General features: G+C 65.8%; 10 protein-coding genes and 1 other RNA gene. 5 read left to right on the forward strand and 6 right to left on the reverse strand.

The window, feature by feature from the left end; all coding sequences use genetic code 11:
• Positions 1-824: 824 nt before the first annotated feature.
• The 3 genes from ACCQ12_RS19105 to ACCQ12_RS19115 all read right to left on the reverse strand — a co-directional run bounded on the left by ACCQ12_RS19105 (position 825) and on the right by ACCQ12_RS19115 (position 4,461).
• On the reverse strand, positions 825-3,023 hold the full coding sequence (locus ACCQ12_RS19105) for a S9 family peptidase (RefSeq protein WP_372382467.1): 2,199 nt from the start codon (positions 3,021-3,023) through the stop codon (positions 825-827).
• Between the two features lie 18 nt (positions 3,024-3,041).
• Positions 3,042-3,117: non-coding RNA, sX9 sRNA (locus ACCQ12_RS19110), on the reverse strand.
• 654 nt (positions 3,118-3,771) lie between these two features.
• Positions 3,772-4,461 carry a glutathione binding-like protein gene (locus ACCQ12_RS19115; RefSeq protein WP_372382468.1) on the reverse strand — a complete coding sequence of 230 codons (690 nt, stop codon included), beginning with the start codon at positions 4,459-4,461 and terminating at the stop codon, positions 3,772-3,774.
• Positions 4,462-4,899: 438 nt separating this feature from the next.
• On the opposite strand from ACCQ12_RS19115, the gene ACCQ12_RS19120 reads away from it, so the two are divergent.
• The 5 genes from ACCQ12_RS19120 (at position 4,900) to ACCQ12_RS19140 (ending at position 12,509) form a co-directional block, all read left to right on the forward strand.
• Entirely contained in the window at positions 4,900-7,914 is a 3,015-nt protein-coding gene (locus ACCQ12_RS19120) for a TonB-dependent receptor (protein WP_166750742.1), read from the forward strand.
• Between the two features lie 155 nt (positions 7,915-8,069).
• A complete protein-coding gene (locus ACCQ12_RS19125; RefSeq protein WP_039406367.1) occupies positions 8,070-8,771 on the forward strand; it encodes a SapC family protein in 702 nt (233 codons plus the stop codon).
• Positions 8,761-9,774: a cupin-like domain-containing protein gene (locus ACCQ12_RS19130; protein ID WP_372382469.1), complete on the forward strand. Its 1,014-nt coding sequence runs from the start codon at positions 8,761-8,763 to the stop codon at positions 9,772-9,774. Before ACCQ12_RS19125 ends, ACCQ12_RS19130 begins: the two co-directional genes overlap by 11 nt.
• Positions 9,775-9,784: 10 nt before the next feature.
• A complete protein-coding gene (locus ACCQ12_RS19135; protein ID WP_372382470.1) occupies positions 9,785-11,353 on the forward strand; it encodes a tryptophan halogenase family protein in 1,569 nt (522 codons plus the stop codon).
• A gap of 139 nt (positions 11,354-11,492) precedes the next feature.
• Positions 11,493-12,509: an energy transducer TonB gene (locus ACCQ12_RS19140; RefSeq protein WP_104581233.1), complete on the forward strand. Its 1,017-nt coding sequence runs from the start codon at positions 11,493-11,495 to the stop codon at positions 12,507-12,509.
• A gap of 214 nt (positions 12,510-12,723) precedes the next feature.
• On the opposite strand, the gene ACCQ12_RS19145 is transcribed toward ACCQ12_RS19140, so the two are convergent.
• Genes ACCQ12_RS19145 through ACCQ12_RS19155 form a run of 3 tightly spaced genes read right to left on the reverse strand, consistent with a single transcriptional unit; the run spans position 12,724 to position 16,269 of the window.
• Positions 12,724-13,917 carry an ABC transporter permease gene (locus tag ACCQ12_RS19145; RefSeq protein ID WP_104581234.1) on the reverse strand — a complete coding sequence of 398 codons (1,194 nt, stop codon included), beginning with the start codon at positions 13,915-13,917 and terminating at the stop codon, positions 12,724-12,726.
• Entirely contained in the window at positions 13,914-14,660 is a 747-nt protein-coding gene (locus tag ACCQ12_RS19150; RefSeq protein WP_039406377.1) for an ABC transporter ATP-binding protein, read from the reverse strand. The genes ACCQ12_RS19145 and ACCQ12_RS19150 overlap by 4 nt, the downstream gene beginning before the upstream one ends.
• A gap of 31 nt (positions 14,661-14,691) precedes the next feature.
• Positions 14,692-16,269, reverse strand: a complete 1,578-nt coding sequence (locus tag ACCQ12_RS19155; protein ID WP_372382471.1) for an alpha/beta hydrolase — start codon at positions 16,267-16,269, stop codon at positions 14,692-14,694.
• Positions 16,270-16,281: the final 12 nt, after the last annotated feature.

The raw sequence follows: 16,281 nt of genomic DNA on the forward strand, positions 1-16,281 counted from the left end.
CGGGCGAAGAATCGACGCGAAAAGGCGGACGAAGCGGTTCGTGAATTCGGGTTCGACGTAAGCTGGCCACTCACCAGTTTCCGCTCCGCCTCTGCTCGCCCGAGATTTCAGTCAACGTCGGGCGAGCTGCGCCAGCTCCAGCTTTGACTTACCATAGATGGAACGTACACTTCAAGAATCAGCACCCAAGGAATCGTCATGAAACGCTGGATAGGGATGTTTGCAGTTCTTCTATTCTCTCAGGCGGCTAGCGCAGCGGGACAAAGTGTTTATCAAGAGCTCGCATGCCGCAGCAATGATCCCTTTGTGTTTTGCACCCAGGGGTGCAAAGACGAGGACAAAAACTGGACACCGGTTGACCCGATCTCTGGCACCTGGGTCGCTGTTCCGGGCTATTGCCCATGGCCAACGAGTACGGGACCCTGTTGCGTGGGCAATGTCTGTTTCAACGTGTGGACACAGACCGCCGTCACCGCAGTGGGCCAGTACGTGAGTATTTGTCCGCATGCGAAGAAACAGGGCCAGTGGAAAGGAAAGCAACGACCTGAAAAGGTTCCGTTTGATCATTAAGCAGCGCACTCTGAGTACCGCTCGGCTTTAAAATGCGGCAATCGCGAGGCTTCTTGCGAGCGCTGCACTATCACATCCCTAAACCGTGCATTGACATGCGATCGCTTCGTCATACAAAAGCGGCCGGTTTAAAAAATACACACTGAGACGTCTGCTTTGTTATTAAAGCGAAGACTTAAAATCTCTGTATCAGGGAGTAGTCACTACTCCCTGTTTTCCTGAGCTATCGACAGTCTTCAACAAACGTATCCCACTTAGATGTCAGGGGTCGAAGTCGGCATCAAACAGCGCTGCAAAAACGCTTCGGCGGTCTTGTAACGATGCAGTGCAGTGGCACCTGAAACACTGTGCTTCGCACCGGGATAGGTCATCAGCTCGAACGCAGTGCCGCGTTGCTGCAACTCGCTCATCAGCGCGGTGGAGTTGGTGAACAACACGTTGTCGTCGGCCATGCCGTGGATCAGCAGCAGCCTGGCGCGCAGGCCGTCCAGATGGGTGGCGATGCGTGCGTCGCGATATCCGTCGGCATTACCGGCCGGCAAGTCCATGTAGCGCTCGGTGTAATGGGTGTCGTACAGGCCCCAGTCGGTGACCGGTGCGCCGGCCACGCCGCAGGCATACGCGTCGCTGTGCTTGGCCAGCAGCATCAAGGTCATGTAGCCGCCGTTGGACCAGCCCTGCACGCCGATCCGCCTGGCATCCACCCAGGGCTGGCGCTTGAGCCAGGCCACGCCTTGCAGCTGGTCGTCCACCTCCACGGTGCCCTGCCTGCCGTACAGCGCGCCACCGAAGTCGCGCCCGCGCCGTGGGGTGCCGCGGTTATCCAGCGAAAACACCACGTAACCGCGCTGGGCCAGGTATTGGTCGAACAAGGCATCGCCACGGCCGGGCCAGGCATCGAGCACGGTCTGCGCGGCCGGGCCGCCGTAGACATAGACGATGACCGGGTAGCGCTTGGCCGGATCGAAATGGTCTGGCTTGGTGAGGCGGTACTGCAAGGGCGTCTTGCCGTCGGCGGCAGTCAGCGTGCCGAACTCCACCGGGCGCTGCGCGTCGCGGTAGCGGGCATACGGATGCTGCGGATCGGCAAGATCATTGGTGAGCAAGGTGGCGATCTTTTCGCCATTGGCCCGGAACAGTTCGATCTGCGGCGGCGTGGTGGTGTTGGACCAGGTGTCGACATACACGCTGGCGTTGTTTGCAAAACTGGCCACGTGCGTGCCGCGGGTGCTGGAGCGCTTTTCGATCGCACCGCCGGCCAAGGGTACCGCGTAGATCTGGGTCTGGGTCGGCGACTCTTTGCTGGCGGAAAAGTACACCGTGCCGGCTTGCTCATCGACGGCCAGCAGTGCATCGACCACCCAGTCGCCGGACGTGAGCGGCGTCAGCGTGCGGCCGTCTTCGGAGGCAAGGTAGAGGTGCTCGTACCCGCTGCGTTCGGAGTTCCAGAGAAAGCGGCCGTCCTTGAGGAAACGCAGGTCGTTGGTCAGCGGTACCCAGGTGGGCGAGGTCTCGGTGATGAGCGTGCGCTGCGCGCCGCTGGCCAGCGTGGTTTCGATCAGCTCGAGGGTTTTCTGGTCGCGCGACTGGCGCTGGAAGGTCAGCCGCTGCGCATCGCGCCAGTCCACGCGTGCCAGGTAGATATCCGGATTCTTGCCCAGGTCGACCCAGCGCGGAGCCGCCTTGGCGCGCGGTGCGATCACGCCCAATTGCACCGCCACGTTCGGCTGGCCAGCCTGCGGATAACGCTGGCTGATGACTTCGGTGTGGTCGGCATACACTTCCGGGCGCTTTTGCACCGGCACCTGCGCTTCGTCGATACGCGCGAAGGCAATGGCCGAATCGTCCGGTGCCCACCAGTAGCCGGTATGGCGATCCATTTCTTCGTCGGCGACGAATTCGGCCACGCCATTGCCGATGGTCTCGCTGCCGTCGTGGGTGAGCTGCAATGGCTTGCCGCTGGCCAGGTCGATCACCCACAGATTGCGCTCGCGCACGAAGCTGACGAAGCCGCCCTTGGGCGAGAGCTTGGCATCGGTGGCGAAACCTTCGCCATGGGTGAGCTTGCGCACCGCGGCCGCACCGGTCTTGCGCAGGTCATACAGATACAGCTCGCCGCCGAGCGGGAACAGCAACGCCTGCGCATCCGGGGCCCATTGGTAATCGACGATGCCGGTCAATGCGGCGATGCGTTGGCGCTCGCGCCGGGCCTTTTCGGCATCGCTCAAGGTCTCGGTGCCGGGCAGCACGACCTTGGAATCGACCAGCAGGCGGGTCTGGCCGCTGGCGATGTCGTATTCCCACAGATCCAGCTGGTTGCGGTCACTGTCCTTGCCGCGCAGGAAGGTCACTCGCGAGCCGTCGGGCGCCACCTTGGGCTTCATCAGCGTCGGGCCGGACAGCGGCAACGGGCCGGTGATGGCCTCCAGGGTGAGCTTTTCGGCGTGGGCCATGGGGATGGTGATAAGAGCGGCTAACAAGACGTAACGGGCAGTCAACAGACGGGCGTGGACGGCGCGCAGGAACCGCAGTGTACGAGGAGTCCATGCCGATTCCGAGCAGCGGCCGCGTTGGTCTGATGGCGGCACAGTCGGCATGAGGGCAAGGTCGGCGGATGGGGCGCGCATTGAAGATCCTGTCTGAAGACTGCGCACAGGATGCGGGTGCGTGCGGTGTTTGAGAAGCGTGGCGGTCGTGCGCGTTCGTGGCGACGGGTCTCTACGCGGGATGGTCGGCGGTGTCGAGGCCGGGTCGCGAACAGGCCGGCGTATGTGCTTTCTGCTCGATGCCGAAGTGCGATGCGGGCGGGCTACCACGGGCCTGACGCGGCGCGGGTGACCGGTGGCTGCGACTGTGATGCGGAGCCGTACCCTCACCCCAACCCCTCTCCGGCGGGGAGAGGGGCTCTGGCTTGCTTCTCCCAGCGGGATGGAGAGAGGCGCTGGCTTGCTTCTCCCAACGGGAGAAAAGTGGCTTAGCTTCCTTCTCCCGCCGGGAGAAGGTGGCGCATAGCGCCGGATGAGGGTCGGGCGCAGCCCGGCCTTGCGCTTGGAACCGCTGTGTAGCGCGGTGTCTGACCGCGCTAGTGCGCGCGGCGATCCACTCCAGGACATCCCTATGCAAGGCAACCTCTGCGGCGCTCAGCCGCAGCAGCACGGCGCCTCAGCACCATGCTTGCGCGCTCTGCCTCAGCCCTACGCCTCAGCGCTTACCGAACAAATGCTTGCGCTCTTCCTCGCTGAGCGGCTTGCCGGCGTTGGGGTTCACCTGCTCTTTCAGCGCATAGGCGCGCTGGGTGGCCGGGCGCGCGGCGATGGCGTCATGCCAGCGCTTCAGGTGGGGGAACGCGGCGTAGTCGGGACGGATGTCCGCATAGACCTCCAGCCACGGGTAGCTGGCCATGTCGGCGATGCTGTAATCCTCGCCCGCCAGGAAGGCGTGCTCGGCCAGGCGCTTGTCCAGCACGCCGTGCAGGCGGCGTACCTCGGTGTTGTAGCGATCCACCGCGTAGGCAATCTTGTCCGGGGCATAGACGTTGAAGTGACCCATCTGGCCGGTCATCGGGCCCAACCCGCCCATCTGCCAGAACAGCCATTCCAGCGCGGCGATCCGCCCACGCACATCGCGTGGCAGGAAGCGGCTGGTCTTTTCGGCCAGGTACAGCAGGATCGCGCCGGACTCGAACACGCTCTGCGGCGCGCCGCCATCGGCCGGTGCATGGTCGACGATGGCCGGCATCTTGTTGTTGGGCGATATCTGCAGGAACGCCGGGGCGAACTGCTCGCCCTTGCCGATGTCGACCGGCTTGAGGGTGTAGTCCAGCCCGGCTTCTTCCAGGAACAGGGTGACTTTGTGGCCGTTGGGGGTGGGCCAGTAATACAGATCGATCATGGGTGCTCCGGTAGGTGAGGGGTGATGCGCGACCGGGACGCCGAATTCCTCGGCGTGCACGGCCGCGTGTCGGAGGTCGGCAACCGCGTTGTAGCCAGGGCAGTTCACCGGTGCACGCGTGCCGCCCTGTCGGTCGCAATGAGACGCCTTCGGAACGGAACAAGCGCATGAGGGGTGCACGCATTGGCCGTCCCAAAATGACCGATCCCAAGCGCTGGACCATGCCATCGAGGCCGGATGGTACGGCCCCCGCTGTTGTACGCGCGTGCACCGTCAGTGCCCGCGCTGGAACGATGTGTGACGCCATTGGCTTGCGACCGATGCTGCAGTGCAAATTGACTTCGTTAAGCCTGCGCTAACAAATGCTCGATTGTTCGATCGACCTTTGCCTGTCCCGCTCGGGGCCGGCCTTATCTTTTGTTTGGGGAAGCCATCACCGTGAGAGAGACACGCACCCTGCCGCGCACGCGGCGCCTGACGTCTGCCCTGCTGTTCGCATTGTCGACGCCGCTGGCCGCGCAGACCGCGCCGGCGCCGCAATCGGCATCCACCGTCCCTGGCTCCAGTCAGGCCGATCCCGCCACCCTCGATACCGTCCAGGTCAGCGGTATCCGTGGCAGCCTCACCTCGTCGATGAACGTCAAACGCGATGCGCAAGGCATCGTCGACGGCATCGTGGCCGAGGACATCGGCAAGTTCCCCGATACCAACCTGGCCGAGTCGCTGCAGCGCATCAGCGGTGTGTCGATCGACCGCTCGCTGGGCGAAGGCTCGCGCGTCACCGTGCGCGGCGTCGGCCCGGACTTCAACCTGGTGCTGTTGAACGGCCGGCAGATGCCGGGCGCCAGCATCGAGGAATCCAATGCCTCCAACTCGCGTGCGTTCGACTTCGCCAACCTGGCGTCCGAGTCGATCTCCGGCATCGAGGTGTTCAAGACCAGCCGTGCCAGCACGCCTACCGGCGGCATCGGCGCGACCATCAACATCAAGACGGCCCGCCCGCTGGACAACCCGGGCATGCATGCCAACGTGGGTCTGAAGGGCGTGCACGATGCATCCAACGAGAACCTGCCCGGGCGTTTGCAAGGCGATTCGCTGACGCCGGAAATCTCCGGCATCTTCAGCAACACCTCGGCGGACGGGCGCTTCGGCGTGTCGCTGAGCGGCAGCTACCAGGAACGCGACTTCGGCTACAGCCAGGTCGGCGTGCCCAACGGCTGGCGCTCGTTCCGTGGCGATTCCACCGCCTACGGCACCATTCCGCAGCCGGGCACGCCGGGCTCGGAAAACATCGTCAACCGTCCTGGCCCCAACGATATCTATTCGGTACCGCAGAACCTCAACTACCGCGTGGTCGGGGTCGAACGCCAGCGCACCAACGGCCAGCTGGTGCTGCAGTACAAGCCGCTGGACAACATCACCACCACGCTGGATTACACCTACTCGGAAAACAAGATCCAGCAGCAGCGCAACGAGATGTCGGTGTGGTTCAACTACGGCCCGTCTGCCAGCGCCTGGACCAATGGGCCGGTGGCCGGCCCGATCACCTATTCGGAAATCGTCGACCCGGCCACCAGCGATCTGGCCACCGCCGGCTCCAAGGCGGCCACGCGTAACCAGAACAAGTCGCTGGGCTTCAACGTGGATTGGGCGGTGAACGATCAGTTCAAGCTCAACTTCGACATCCACCGCTCCACCGCCGAAGCCGGCGCGGACAGCCCGTACGGGTCGAGCAACTCCCTGGGCGTGTCCGGTTTCTACCGCGGCACCTCGGTGGTGGATTTCAGCAAGGATTTCCCGGTGCTGCAGCAGCAGCTGGGCTTCGGGCTGACCGGGCTGGACCCGTCGCGCACGCTGGTCACCGGCTCGGCGTTCCGCAACAGCTACATGAAGTCGGAGATCGACCAGGCGCAGGTCAACGGCGACTTCACCTTCGAAAACTATTCGCAGTTGAAGTTCGGCATCGGCAGCACCGAGGTCAAGAACCGTTCGGCATTTTCCAACGTGCAGCGCGACACCTGGGGCGGCAACGGCACTGCGGCCGATTATCCGGACGACCTGTGGATTCCCAGTTCGTTCGCGCAGTATTTCGATGCGATCGATGGCAGCGGCAATCCGGCGCAGTTCAACCAGTTGTTCCTGTTCGACTTCGAACGTGCCCGCCAGGCCGCCGCGCAAGCCGCCGGCGACGACGCGCTGTACCGCATCTCGCCGGTGTTCACCACCGACCGCCGCGTCACCGAAAAGTCCAAGAACGCCTACCTGCAGTGGAACAACAGCTGGGACGATCTGCGCGTGCCGATCAGCCTGGCCGCCGGCGTGCGTTACGAAGAAACCAAGGTCGATGCGCAGGCACTGGTGCCGGTGGCAGTGGGCATCGACTGGGTCGCCAACAACGAGTTGCCGATCCGCCTGGCCGACTCGGCGTTTTCCGGCGCCAGCGGCAAGTACGAATACTGGCTGCCCAGCCTGGACCTGAGCTTCAAGCTCACCGAGGATCTGGTGCTGCGCGGCAGCTATGGCGAAACCATCGGCCGTCCCGGCTGGGGCGACATCCAGGGCGGGCAGACGCTCAACCAGATCGCACGCCTGGAAGGTGGCACCGGCCAGGAAGGCAACCCCGGCCTGAAGCCGCTGCTCTCGCACAACATCGACCTGTCGCTGGAGTGGTACTACAGCGACGCCAGCTACGCCTCGGTGGGCTTCTTCCGCAAGAACATCGACAACTACATCGGTGTGACCACGCGTAACGACACCTCGCTGGGCCTGAACACCCCGGTGGGCGGTGCGTACTGGAACGAGGCGCTGGGCAATGGCTGCGCCTCGGCCGACCTGACCTGCATCCGCAACTACATCTTCCGCAACCGCGGCGGTGCGCCGGGTGTGGTGCGTGGCGCGGACGATGCCAACGGCAATGCCACCGGCGTGATCAGCGGGCAGCCGGGCGACCCGGTGGCCAACTTCGCCATCACCGCGCCGGCCAACCAGCGCTCGGCCTCGCTGGACGGCTGGGAATTCAACCTGCAGCACATGTTCGGCGCCAGCGGCTTTGGCGTGTCGGCCAACTACACCATGGTCGACTCCGGGCTGACCTACAACAACGCCGTGATCGGCGAGCAGTTCGCGCTGGAAGGCCTGAGCGATTCGGCCAACGTGGTCGGCTTCTACGACAAGGACAAGTGGCAGGTGCGTGCGGCCTACAACTGGCGCGACGAATTCCTGGCCGCGCGTTTCGACGGCAGCGGCCAGCCCAATCCGGTCTATACCGAAGCCTACGGCCAGCTGGACCTGAGCATCGGCTACCAGTGGAACGAGAACCTGTCGCTGAGCCTGGAGGCGATCAACCTCACCGACGAGGTGCAGCGTCAGCACGGCCGGCACCCGAACCAGATCGTGTATGCCACCCAGACCGGCCCGCGCTACATGCTGGGCCTGCGCTACAAGTTCTGGTGATCTAGGCAATGCACCGCATGTCCCGGCAGCCTGGCTGCCGGGACGTGGGTACGACCTTCCTGCGTGCTGACCGGAGCTGCATGCTCCGGCACTTGCCGTGCGAAGGGGATTGTCCAAGCATGGGCCACGCGCCCCCGCGTGATATAGCGACCCCCATGACCAATGCCGTGTTGTTGAACAATCTCGATCACCGCGATCTGCGCGTGATCACCGCCCGTGGCGCCGCCTATGGCGACGACGTGATGTCGGCGGCCACCTTCCCCCAGGAATTCCGCCAGCTGCAGGGCCAGTACCCGATCGTGTTCCATCGCAACGAGAACGGCCGTTTTCAGCCGCTGGCGCTGCTGGGACTGCGGCTGGGCGAGAACCTGTTCCTGGACGGTGCGCGCTGGGACGCGCCCTACATTCCGCTGGCGATCCAGCGGCAACCGTTCCTGATCGGCCAGCAGCCGGAAGGGCCGATGGTGCACGTGGACCTGGACAGCCCGCGCGTCAGCACCGATGAAGGCGAGCTGCTGTTTCGCGAACATGGCGGCACCACCGATTTTCTGTATCACATCAGCCAATTGCTGCGCACGCTGCACGACGGGCTGGCAGCCAGCGATGCGTTTGTCGAACGCTTGCTGGGTTACGAGCTGCTGGAGCCGTTCGTGTTCGAAGCCACCCTGGACAACGGCCTGGAATGCCGACTGGCCGGCCTGCACACCGTGCATGAAGAACGCCTGCGCACGCTCGGCAATACCGCCTTGCTGGACCTGCACCGCCACGGCGATCTGGAACCGCTGTACATGGCGGTGGCCTCGATTGCGCAGTTCCGTCACCTGCTCGAACGCCTCAACCGCCGCCATGCCGGCTGAGCCGCGCGCCATCGAAGAACGGCATGGCCTGGATCCGCAGCAGCTGGACCCGGCCCTGCTGCGCTCGACCATGCCGCTGGTGCTGCGCGGGCTGGTGCGCGATTGGCCGCTGGCACGCGCCGGCGCCAGCTCTGCACAGGCGGCCGCCGCCTACCTGCGTGGATTCGATCGCGGCGAGGCAGTGGTGGCGCAGGTCGGCCCGCCGGAGATTGGCGGGCGCTTCTTCTACAACGCGGACATGACCGGCTTCAATTTCCGCCCCGAGCGCGTGCCGCTGGGCGTGGTGCTGGACACCCTGCTGCGCGGCCTGCACGACGCACAGCCGCCGGCGATCTACGTCGGCTCCACGACCCTGGACACCTACCTGCCCGGCCTGCGCGCGGCCAATCCGATCGCGCTGCCGCAGGCCGAGCCGCTGGCCAGCATCTGGATCGGCAACCGCACCCGTATCGCCGCCCACCAGGACCTGCCCGACAACCTGGCCTGCGTGGTGGCCGGGCGCCGCCGCTTCACGCTGTTTCCGCCGGACCAGCTGGCCAACCTGTATATCGGCCCGCTGGACCTGACCCCGGCCGGCCAGCCGGTCAGCCTGGTGGATATCGCCGCGCCCGACCTGCAGCGCTTTCCGCGCTATGCGCAGGCACTGCAGCACGCGTGCGTTGCCGAGCTGGAGCCGGGCGATGCGCTGTTCATTCCCAGCATGTGGTGGCATCACGTCCAGGCGCTGGAAGGCTTCAACGTGCTGGTCAATTTCTGGTGGCGGCAAAGCCCGGCCTACATGGACTCGCCGATGAACGCGCTGATGCTGTCGCTGCTCACCATTCGCGACCTGCCCGCCGAACAACGCGCCATCTGGCAGGACGTGTTTCGCCATTACGTGTTCGAACCCGATGAGCGCACCGCCGCGCACGTGCCGGACGTGGCGCGCGGCGTGCTGGCCCCGATGGACGACACCCGTGCGCGCAGCCTGCGCGCGCGCTTGCTGCAACGCTTGAACCGCTGAGGACTGACCCATGGCCCACACCACTTCCCCAGACCCGGCGCAGCGCCCGGTGCGTCGCGTCGTCATCGCCGGTGGCGGCACCGCCGGCTGGATGGCCGCCGCCGCGTTGTCCAAGCTGCTGGGCCGGCAGTTGCAGATCACCCTGGTGGAGTCGGACGAGATCGGCACGGTAGGCGTGGGCGAGGCCACCATCCCCAGCCTGGTCACCTTCCACCGGCTGCTGGAGATCGACGAGGCCGCGTTCATGGCCGCCACCCAGGCCACCTTCAAGCTCGGCATCGCCTTCGAACACTGGCGCGACGTGGACAGGCACTACATCCACTCCTTCGGCCATACCGGCACCGATCACTGGAGCGCGGGCTTTCATCATTTCTGGTTGAAGGGCCGCCAGCGTGGCGTGGCGCGCGACTTCGGCGACTACTGCCTGGAGTTGCGCGCCACCCAGGAAGGGCGGTTCGCGCATCTGCCCAACGGCGGCATGAACTACGCCTACCACCTGGATGCCGGTCTGTACGCACGCTTCCTGCGTCGCTTCAGCGAAGGCTTCGGGGTGCAGCGCATCGAAGGACGCATCGGCCAGGTCGAGACCGACCCGCATAGCGGTTTCCTCACCGCGCTGACACTGGACAACGGCAGCCGCGTGGAAGGCGACCTGTTCATCGATTGCACCGGCTTTGCGGCATTGCTGATCGGCAAGACCCTGGGCGTGGACAGCGACGATTGGTCGCGCTGGTTGTTTGCCGACAGCGCGCTGGCCGTGCAGACCGAATCGGTGGGCCCGCCGGTGACCTATACGCGGGCGCGGGCCGACCAGGCCGGGTGGATGTGGCGCATTCCGCTGCAGCACCGGGTGGGCAACGGCATCGTGTATTCCAGCCGCTACACCGACCAGGACGGTGCCCGGGCCGTGCTGGAGCGCCACCTGCAGGGTCGCGCGCTGACAGAGCCGCGCGCACTGCGCTTCACGCCCAACCAGCGCCAGCGCGTGTGGGAGAAGAACTGCGTGGCGCTGGGGCTGGCCAGCGGCTTCCTGGAGCCGATCGAGTCGACCAACATCCATCTGATCCAGCGCGGCATCGTCCGCTTGTTGCAGACCTTTCCGCAGGTCATCAACGCGGTGGACATCGCCGAATACAACCGCCAGGCCGCCGACGAAATTGCGCACATCCGCGATTTCGTGATCCTGCATTACCACGCCACCGAGCGCCGCGATACGCCGTTCTGGCGCGACTGCGCCGCGATGGACATCCCCGACTCGCTGCGTCACCGGGTGGAGCTGTTCCGCCAGAGCGGGCGCGTGTTCCACCAGGGCAACGAGTTGTTTGCAGAAAATTCCTGGGTGCAGGTGATGCTGGGCCAGGGCATCGTGCCGCAGCAGCATCACCCGGTGGCCGACCTGATGGGCGATGCGGAGCTGAGCCACTTTCTGGAGAGCATCCGCCAGCGCGTGGACGCGACCGTGGCCAGCCTGCCGCCGCATGCACAGTTCCTGCGTCACCACTGCCCGGCCGTCCCGCTGCCCGACCCTGCCGCACGCACACCGGCCGATGTAGCCGCCATGGCGGCCCCGGCGGGATGAATTTCGCCTCCTGGCGCTGCAACCCTTGGCTTCCAACGCCCCAGCAATGCTAGATTGCGGCACTGCCGTCCATTGCGGGAACAATGGCCGGCGCTCGCCGCAGCAACGTAATCTTTCGCACTCGGGGTAAGGGGGACGCATGTTGGATCTGACACAGGGCCGTATGGCACGCCGGATCGCGCCGGTCATTTTGCTGGTGGGCCTGGCCGCCTGCTCCAAGCAGGAAGACAAGGCCGCCACCACCGCACCAGCCACCGGCGCCACGCCGGCCGCACCGGCTGCGGCAGCAACGCCGGCCACCGCGGTCTCGCCGCAGGTGCAGTCGATGGCCGCCGACCAGTTGCGCGCATCGGCCACCAAGGCGCTGCAGGACAACCGCATGTACGCGCCGGCCGGCGACAACGCGGTGGAGTACTACCTGGCCTTGCGCGAAAAACAGCCGCAGGACGCCACCGTCAACAGCGCGCTGACCGACCTGCTGCCCTACACGCTGATCGCCGCCGAACAAGGCATCAGCCGCGAGGAATTCCCCGAGGCGCAGCGGCTGATCGCACTGATCGAAAAGGTCGACCCCAAGGCTCCGGCACTGCCGCGCCTGAAGAGCGGCCTGGACACGGCCATGAAGACCGCCGCCAACCGCTCCGAGCAGGATGCCGAGCAGGCCAAGAAGCTGGTCGAGGACAAGGCCAAGCAGGCCGCCGAGCAGAAGCGTCTGGCCGAACAGCAGACCCGCGAGGCCGCCGCTGCCCAGCAGATTGCCGCCCAGCAGGAAGCCGCCCGCCAGCAGACCGCCGACGCCGAGCGCCAGGCCGCTGCGCGCCGTCAGGCCGAGGCCCCGGCACCCGCACCGGCGGCGCCACGTCCGGCCCCGGCAGCCGCCGCGGCCGCCGCACCGGCCGCGCAGTCGCTGCGTCCGATCAGCACCCCGGCACCGCGCTACCCGCCCGAGGCCCTGCGCGCCGGCACCTCCGGCGAAGTGCTGGTGGAGATCACCGTCGGCACCGACGGCTCGATCACCGCCTCGCGCGTGCTGCGCGCCAACCCGCCGCGCGTGTTCGACCGCGAAGCGCTCAATGCGGTCAAGCGCTGGCGGTTCGAGCCGGTGGCCGCACCGGTGACCACCCGCCGCACGCTCTCGTTCAACCCGGGCGGTTGATGGCCGGATCGGCGATGACATAGGAAACGCAAAAGCCCGCAGCGATGCGGGCTTTTGCATTGTGGCGGTGATGCGTTGTGGAGGCTGGTGCGCCGACACGTTTAGATGGTTGTGCACCTAGGAGCAGCGGTGGTTGCAAGTGCTGCTGAACCTGCACGCGAGCCCGTACCCTCATCCGCCCTTCGGGCACCTTTTCCCGACGGGAGAAGGCACATCACCCAGAAATCGCCAACCGCTCCTGGTGATACCGGCGGACTGCTGCGTACCACAGCACTGCCGCCACCCCGAAACCGGCCAGCAGATACACCGCCCAGGTCTGCGCGTTGATGGTCTCGTGGCGGATCACCTTGAGCAGCATCTGGTTCTGCGCCAGAAACGGCACCGCAAACTGCCATAGCTGGGTCTTCAACGGATACGCCATCAACGCATAACCCGGCAGCATCGGCAGCAGCAACAGCCAGGTCATGTGAGCCTGCGCTTCCTTCATGCTCTTGGCGGCCGCCGCCAGATACGTCAGCAACGAGGTGCCCACAAACAACATCGGCACCAGGATGAAGAGCATCTGCAACATCGGCACGAAGCCGACGTTGAGCTGGCGTCCCAGATTGGACGAGGACAATTGCGCACTGAGCTTGAAGGCCAGCAACGTGAGCAACAGCGACACCATGCCGATCACGCAGGCCGCCGCGATCTTGCCGCTGACGATCGCGCTGCGTGGCGCGGGCGTGGCCAGCAACGGCTCGAGCGACTGGCGCTCGCGCTCGCCGGCCGTGGCATCCAGGATCAACGAGGCGCCGCCCAGAAACGAGGTGATCACCAGCAAGACCGGCAGCAGCATCGCCATGACCTGACCACGCTTGGCTTCGGCGGTCGCCAGGTCCTGTGCGGCCACTTCCAGCGGACGGCCCACCTGCGCATCGATACCGCGCGCCAGCAACCGCAGTGCACCCACCTGCTGGCTATAACCACTCAATGCCGCCTGCAGGCGCATGCTCGGCACGTCGGCTTCGCGGCGCGTGCTGTCCTTGATGACCTCCACCAACGCCGGACGGCCTTCGCGCCAGTCCTCGGCGTAGCTGTCGCTGATGCGCAGGGCGACGTCCACATCCTGGTTGCGGATGGCGGCAGTCAGGTCTGCAGGTGCATCCACCGCGTTGAGCCCCTGCGCGGCGAGAAACCGCACCAGGTTGGGGGCGTGTTCGCGACCGAGCGTGGGGATGTCCAGCGGCTTGTCGATCTGGGTGCGCACACGGCTTTCGCTCAAGGCGCCCATGCCGAGAATCAGGATGGGATACAGCAGGGGCGAGAGCAGCAATGCCAGTGCCAGGGTGCGGCGGTCGCGCGAGATGTCGCGCAGTTCCTTGCGCAGCACCGTCCACAGCGTGGCCATCAGGGTGGTCTTGCTCATGCGTGCAGTCCTTCTTCCGAGCCGATCGCCTTGACGAAGGCATCTTCCAGGTTGCTTTCACCGGTGGCAGCGCGCAGTTCGTCGGCGCTGCCGCAGGCCACTACCGTGCCCTTGGCGATGATGACGATGCGATCGCACAGCGCCGCCACCTCCTGCATGATGTGACTGGAGAAGATCACGCAGCGCCCCTCCGCGCGCAATTGCTGCAGGAAGCCGCGCATGGCGCGGGTGGTCATCACGTCCAGGCCGTTGGTGGGTTCGTCCAGGATCACGTTGCGCGGGTCGTGCACCAGCGCGCGTGCAATGGCGGTCTTGGTGCGTTGGCCCTGACTGAAGCCTTCGGTCTGGCGGTCGAGAATGTCGTCCATGTCCAGCGCGGCGGACAACACCTGCGTACGCTGCGCGATCTGCGTGCGCGACAGGCCATGCAACTCGCCGAAGTAGGCGATGTTTTCGCGGGCGCTCAGCCGTTTGTACACGCCGCGCGCATCCGGCAGCACACCCAGCGCACGGCGCACCGCAACCGGGTCGTGCGCGGCGTCCACGCCATCGACGGTGACGCGGCCCTGGTCCGGCGACATCAGCGTGTAGAGCATGCGCAAGGTGGTGGTCTTGCCGGCACCGTTGGGTCCGAGCAAACCGGTGATCTGCCCATCGGCGGCGCTGAAGCTGACCCCGTCCACCGCGCTCACCAGCCCGGTCTTGGTCTTGAAGGATTTATGCAGGTTCTCGACGACGATCATGCGTGCGCCTCCGTGGCGTGGTCGATGCGGCTCATGGTTCCCATCCGTTGAACGAGGTGAACGCAGGCACGGTGGTGAGGCTGGCCACGCAGGTCGTATCCAGCGCCTTGGCGTCGGTGGTCTGCAGGAACTGGCTCAGCACCTTGGGCATGCACCCCAACCGGAACACACCGTGCCCCTGCCCTGGCGCGATCACATGGCGGCCATTGGGCAGGCCTTGCAGCACGCGCTGGGCGTAGCGCGGCGGCGTGACCGGATCGAGCTCGCCGGACAGCAGCAGCACCGGCAGCGTCGATTCGAACGGCTTGAAGGCCCCGGCCGGCGCCGGCTTCGATGGCCACACCTTGCACGGCGCGAAGAACATCTCTGCCACGTCGTTGCCCAGCAGGGTGGCGTCCTGGTCACGCGGCGCACGATAGCGGCCGGCATCTTCGCTGCACAACACCGACCATTGCATCGGGCGATTCATCTGGTCGGACATGTCCGACGCACTCATCTGCGCCAGCGCCATCAGCGAGGCGTAACGGCCTGCCGCCGCCTCGTCCAGCACCAACGGTAGCAACGAGGCGGTTTCCGGTGCGTACGAAAACCCGAACGCCAGCCCCACCACCGTATCGGCGGTCACCTGCTCGTGGCGTAGCGCGCCAGTGCGCGGGTCGCGATAGTCCACCGCCACCGGCGCCTGGCGCAGGCGCTCGACCACCTGCCGCAGCTGGGTGCGCGTGTCGACCGTAAAACGTTTCGCACAGGCCGGCGTGGAGGCGCATTGCCTGGCCTGTAGCGCAATCGCATCGTCGAAGGTGCGTGCAAACTCGCCGCCGATCACCAGATCGTTGGGCGCCACACCATCGAGCACCACGCTGCGGGTGTGCTGCGGGTAGCGCATCGCATACTGCTGCGCCACGCGCGTGCCATACGAACCCCCAACCAGGTTGAGCTGCTGCACGCCCAGGGCGGCGCGCACCGCATCCAGGTCGGCAATGGCCTCGGTGGTGGTGAAGTAGCGCGGATCGGCATCGTTGCGCAGGCCGGCCGCGCACTGCCGCGCGTAGTCGGTGAGCTGGGTCACGCTGGCTGCGGCACCGCCTGGCATCTCCAACGGTGTGCCGGCGGCCGTGCGACATTGCAGCGGATGGGAGCCACCGGTACCGCGCTGATCGACCAGAAAGAGGTCGCGCTGCTTGCGCACCTCACGCAGGCCCATGTCCACGATCGCCGCCACCTGCGTGGCCGACTGCCCGGGCCCGCCGGCAATGAAGAACACCGGGTCCGGCGCGCTGCCGGCGCCAGCATCGCTTTCCAGCCAGGCGATGTTCAAGGCGATGCTGCGCCCGCTCGGCGCGGCCGGATTTTCCGGCACGCGCAGGCTTGCGCACTGCGCTTCGATATTGCCGGCGGCGCTGCCGGAGCTCAGCGTGCACGGTGCGAACTGCAGGCTGCCATACCGATTGCCCGCCGCATTGCCTGTCTGCGTGCTTGCAGCGTGAGGCTGCGCGGTGCCCGGCGCCACTGCACCGGTCTTCCCGTCGGCAGGCGCGTGTGCGCGCTGACAGCCGCTCGCGAGCATCGCGATCAGCGCTGCCGCCACCACTGTGGATTGCTTGACCATACTCGCCCTATC

The sequence above is a fragment of the Xanthomonas sp. NCPPB 1068 genome (assembly GCF_041479385.2).
GTDB lineage: Bacteria > Pseudomonadota > Gammaproteobacteria > Xanthomonadales > Xanthomonadaceae > Xanthomonas > Xanthomonas cannabis.

Bases quoted from the DNA above. Each gene is read 5' to 3' on its own strand.
- ACCQ12_RS19105 (WP_372382467.1), bottom strand. From the start codon at position 3,023: ATGGCCCACGCCGAAAAGCTCACCCTGGAGGCCATCACCGGCCCGTTG.
- ACCQ12_RS19115 (WP_372382468.1), bottom strand. From the start codon at position 4,461: ATGATCGATCTGTATTACTGGCCCACCCCCAACGGCCACAAAGTCACC.
- ACCQ12_RS19125 (WP_039406367.1), top strand. From the start codon at position 8,070: ATGACCAATGCCGTGTTGTTGAACAATCTCGATCACCGCGATCTGCGC.
- ACCQ12_RS19130 (WP_372382469.1), top strand. From the start codon at position 8,761: ATGCCGGCTGAGCCGCGCGCCATCGAAGAACGGCATGGCCTGGATCCG.
- ACCQ12_RS19135 (WP_372382470.1), top strand. From the start codon at position 9,785: ATGGCCCACACCACTTCCCCAGACCCGGCGCAGCGCCCGGTGCGTCGC.
- ACCQ12_RS19140 (WP_104581233.1), top strand. From the start codon at position 11,493: ATGTTGGATCTGACACAGGGCCGTATGGCACGCCGGATCGCGCCGGTC.
- ACCQ12_RS19145 (WP_104581234.1), bottom strand. From the start codon at position 13,917: ATGAGCAAGACCACCCTGATGGCCACGCTGTGGACGGTGCTGCGCAAG.
- ACCQ12_RS19150 (WP_039406377.1), bottom strand. From the start codon at position 14,660: ATGATCGTCGTCGAGAACCTGCATAAATCCTTCAAGACCAAGACCGGG.
- ACCQ12_RS19155 (WP_372382471.1), bottom strand. From the start codon at position 16,269: ATGGTCAAGCAATCCACAGTGGTGGCGGCAGCGCTGATCGCGATGCTC.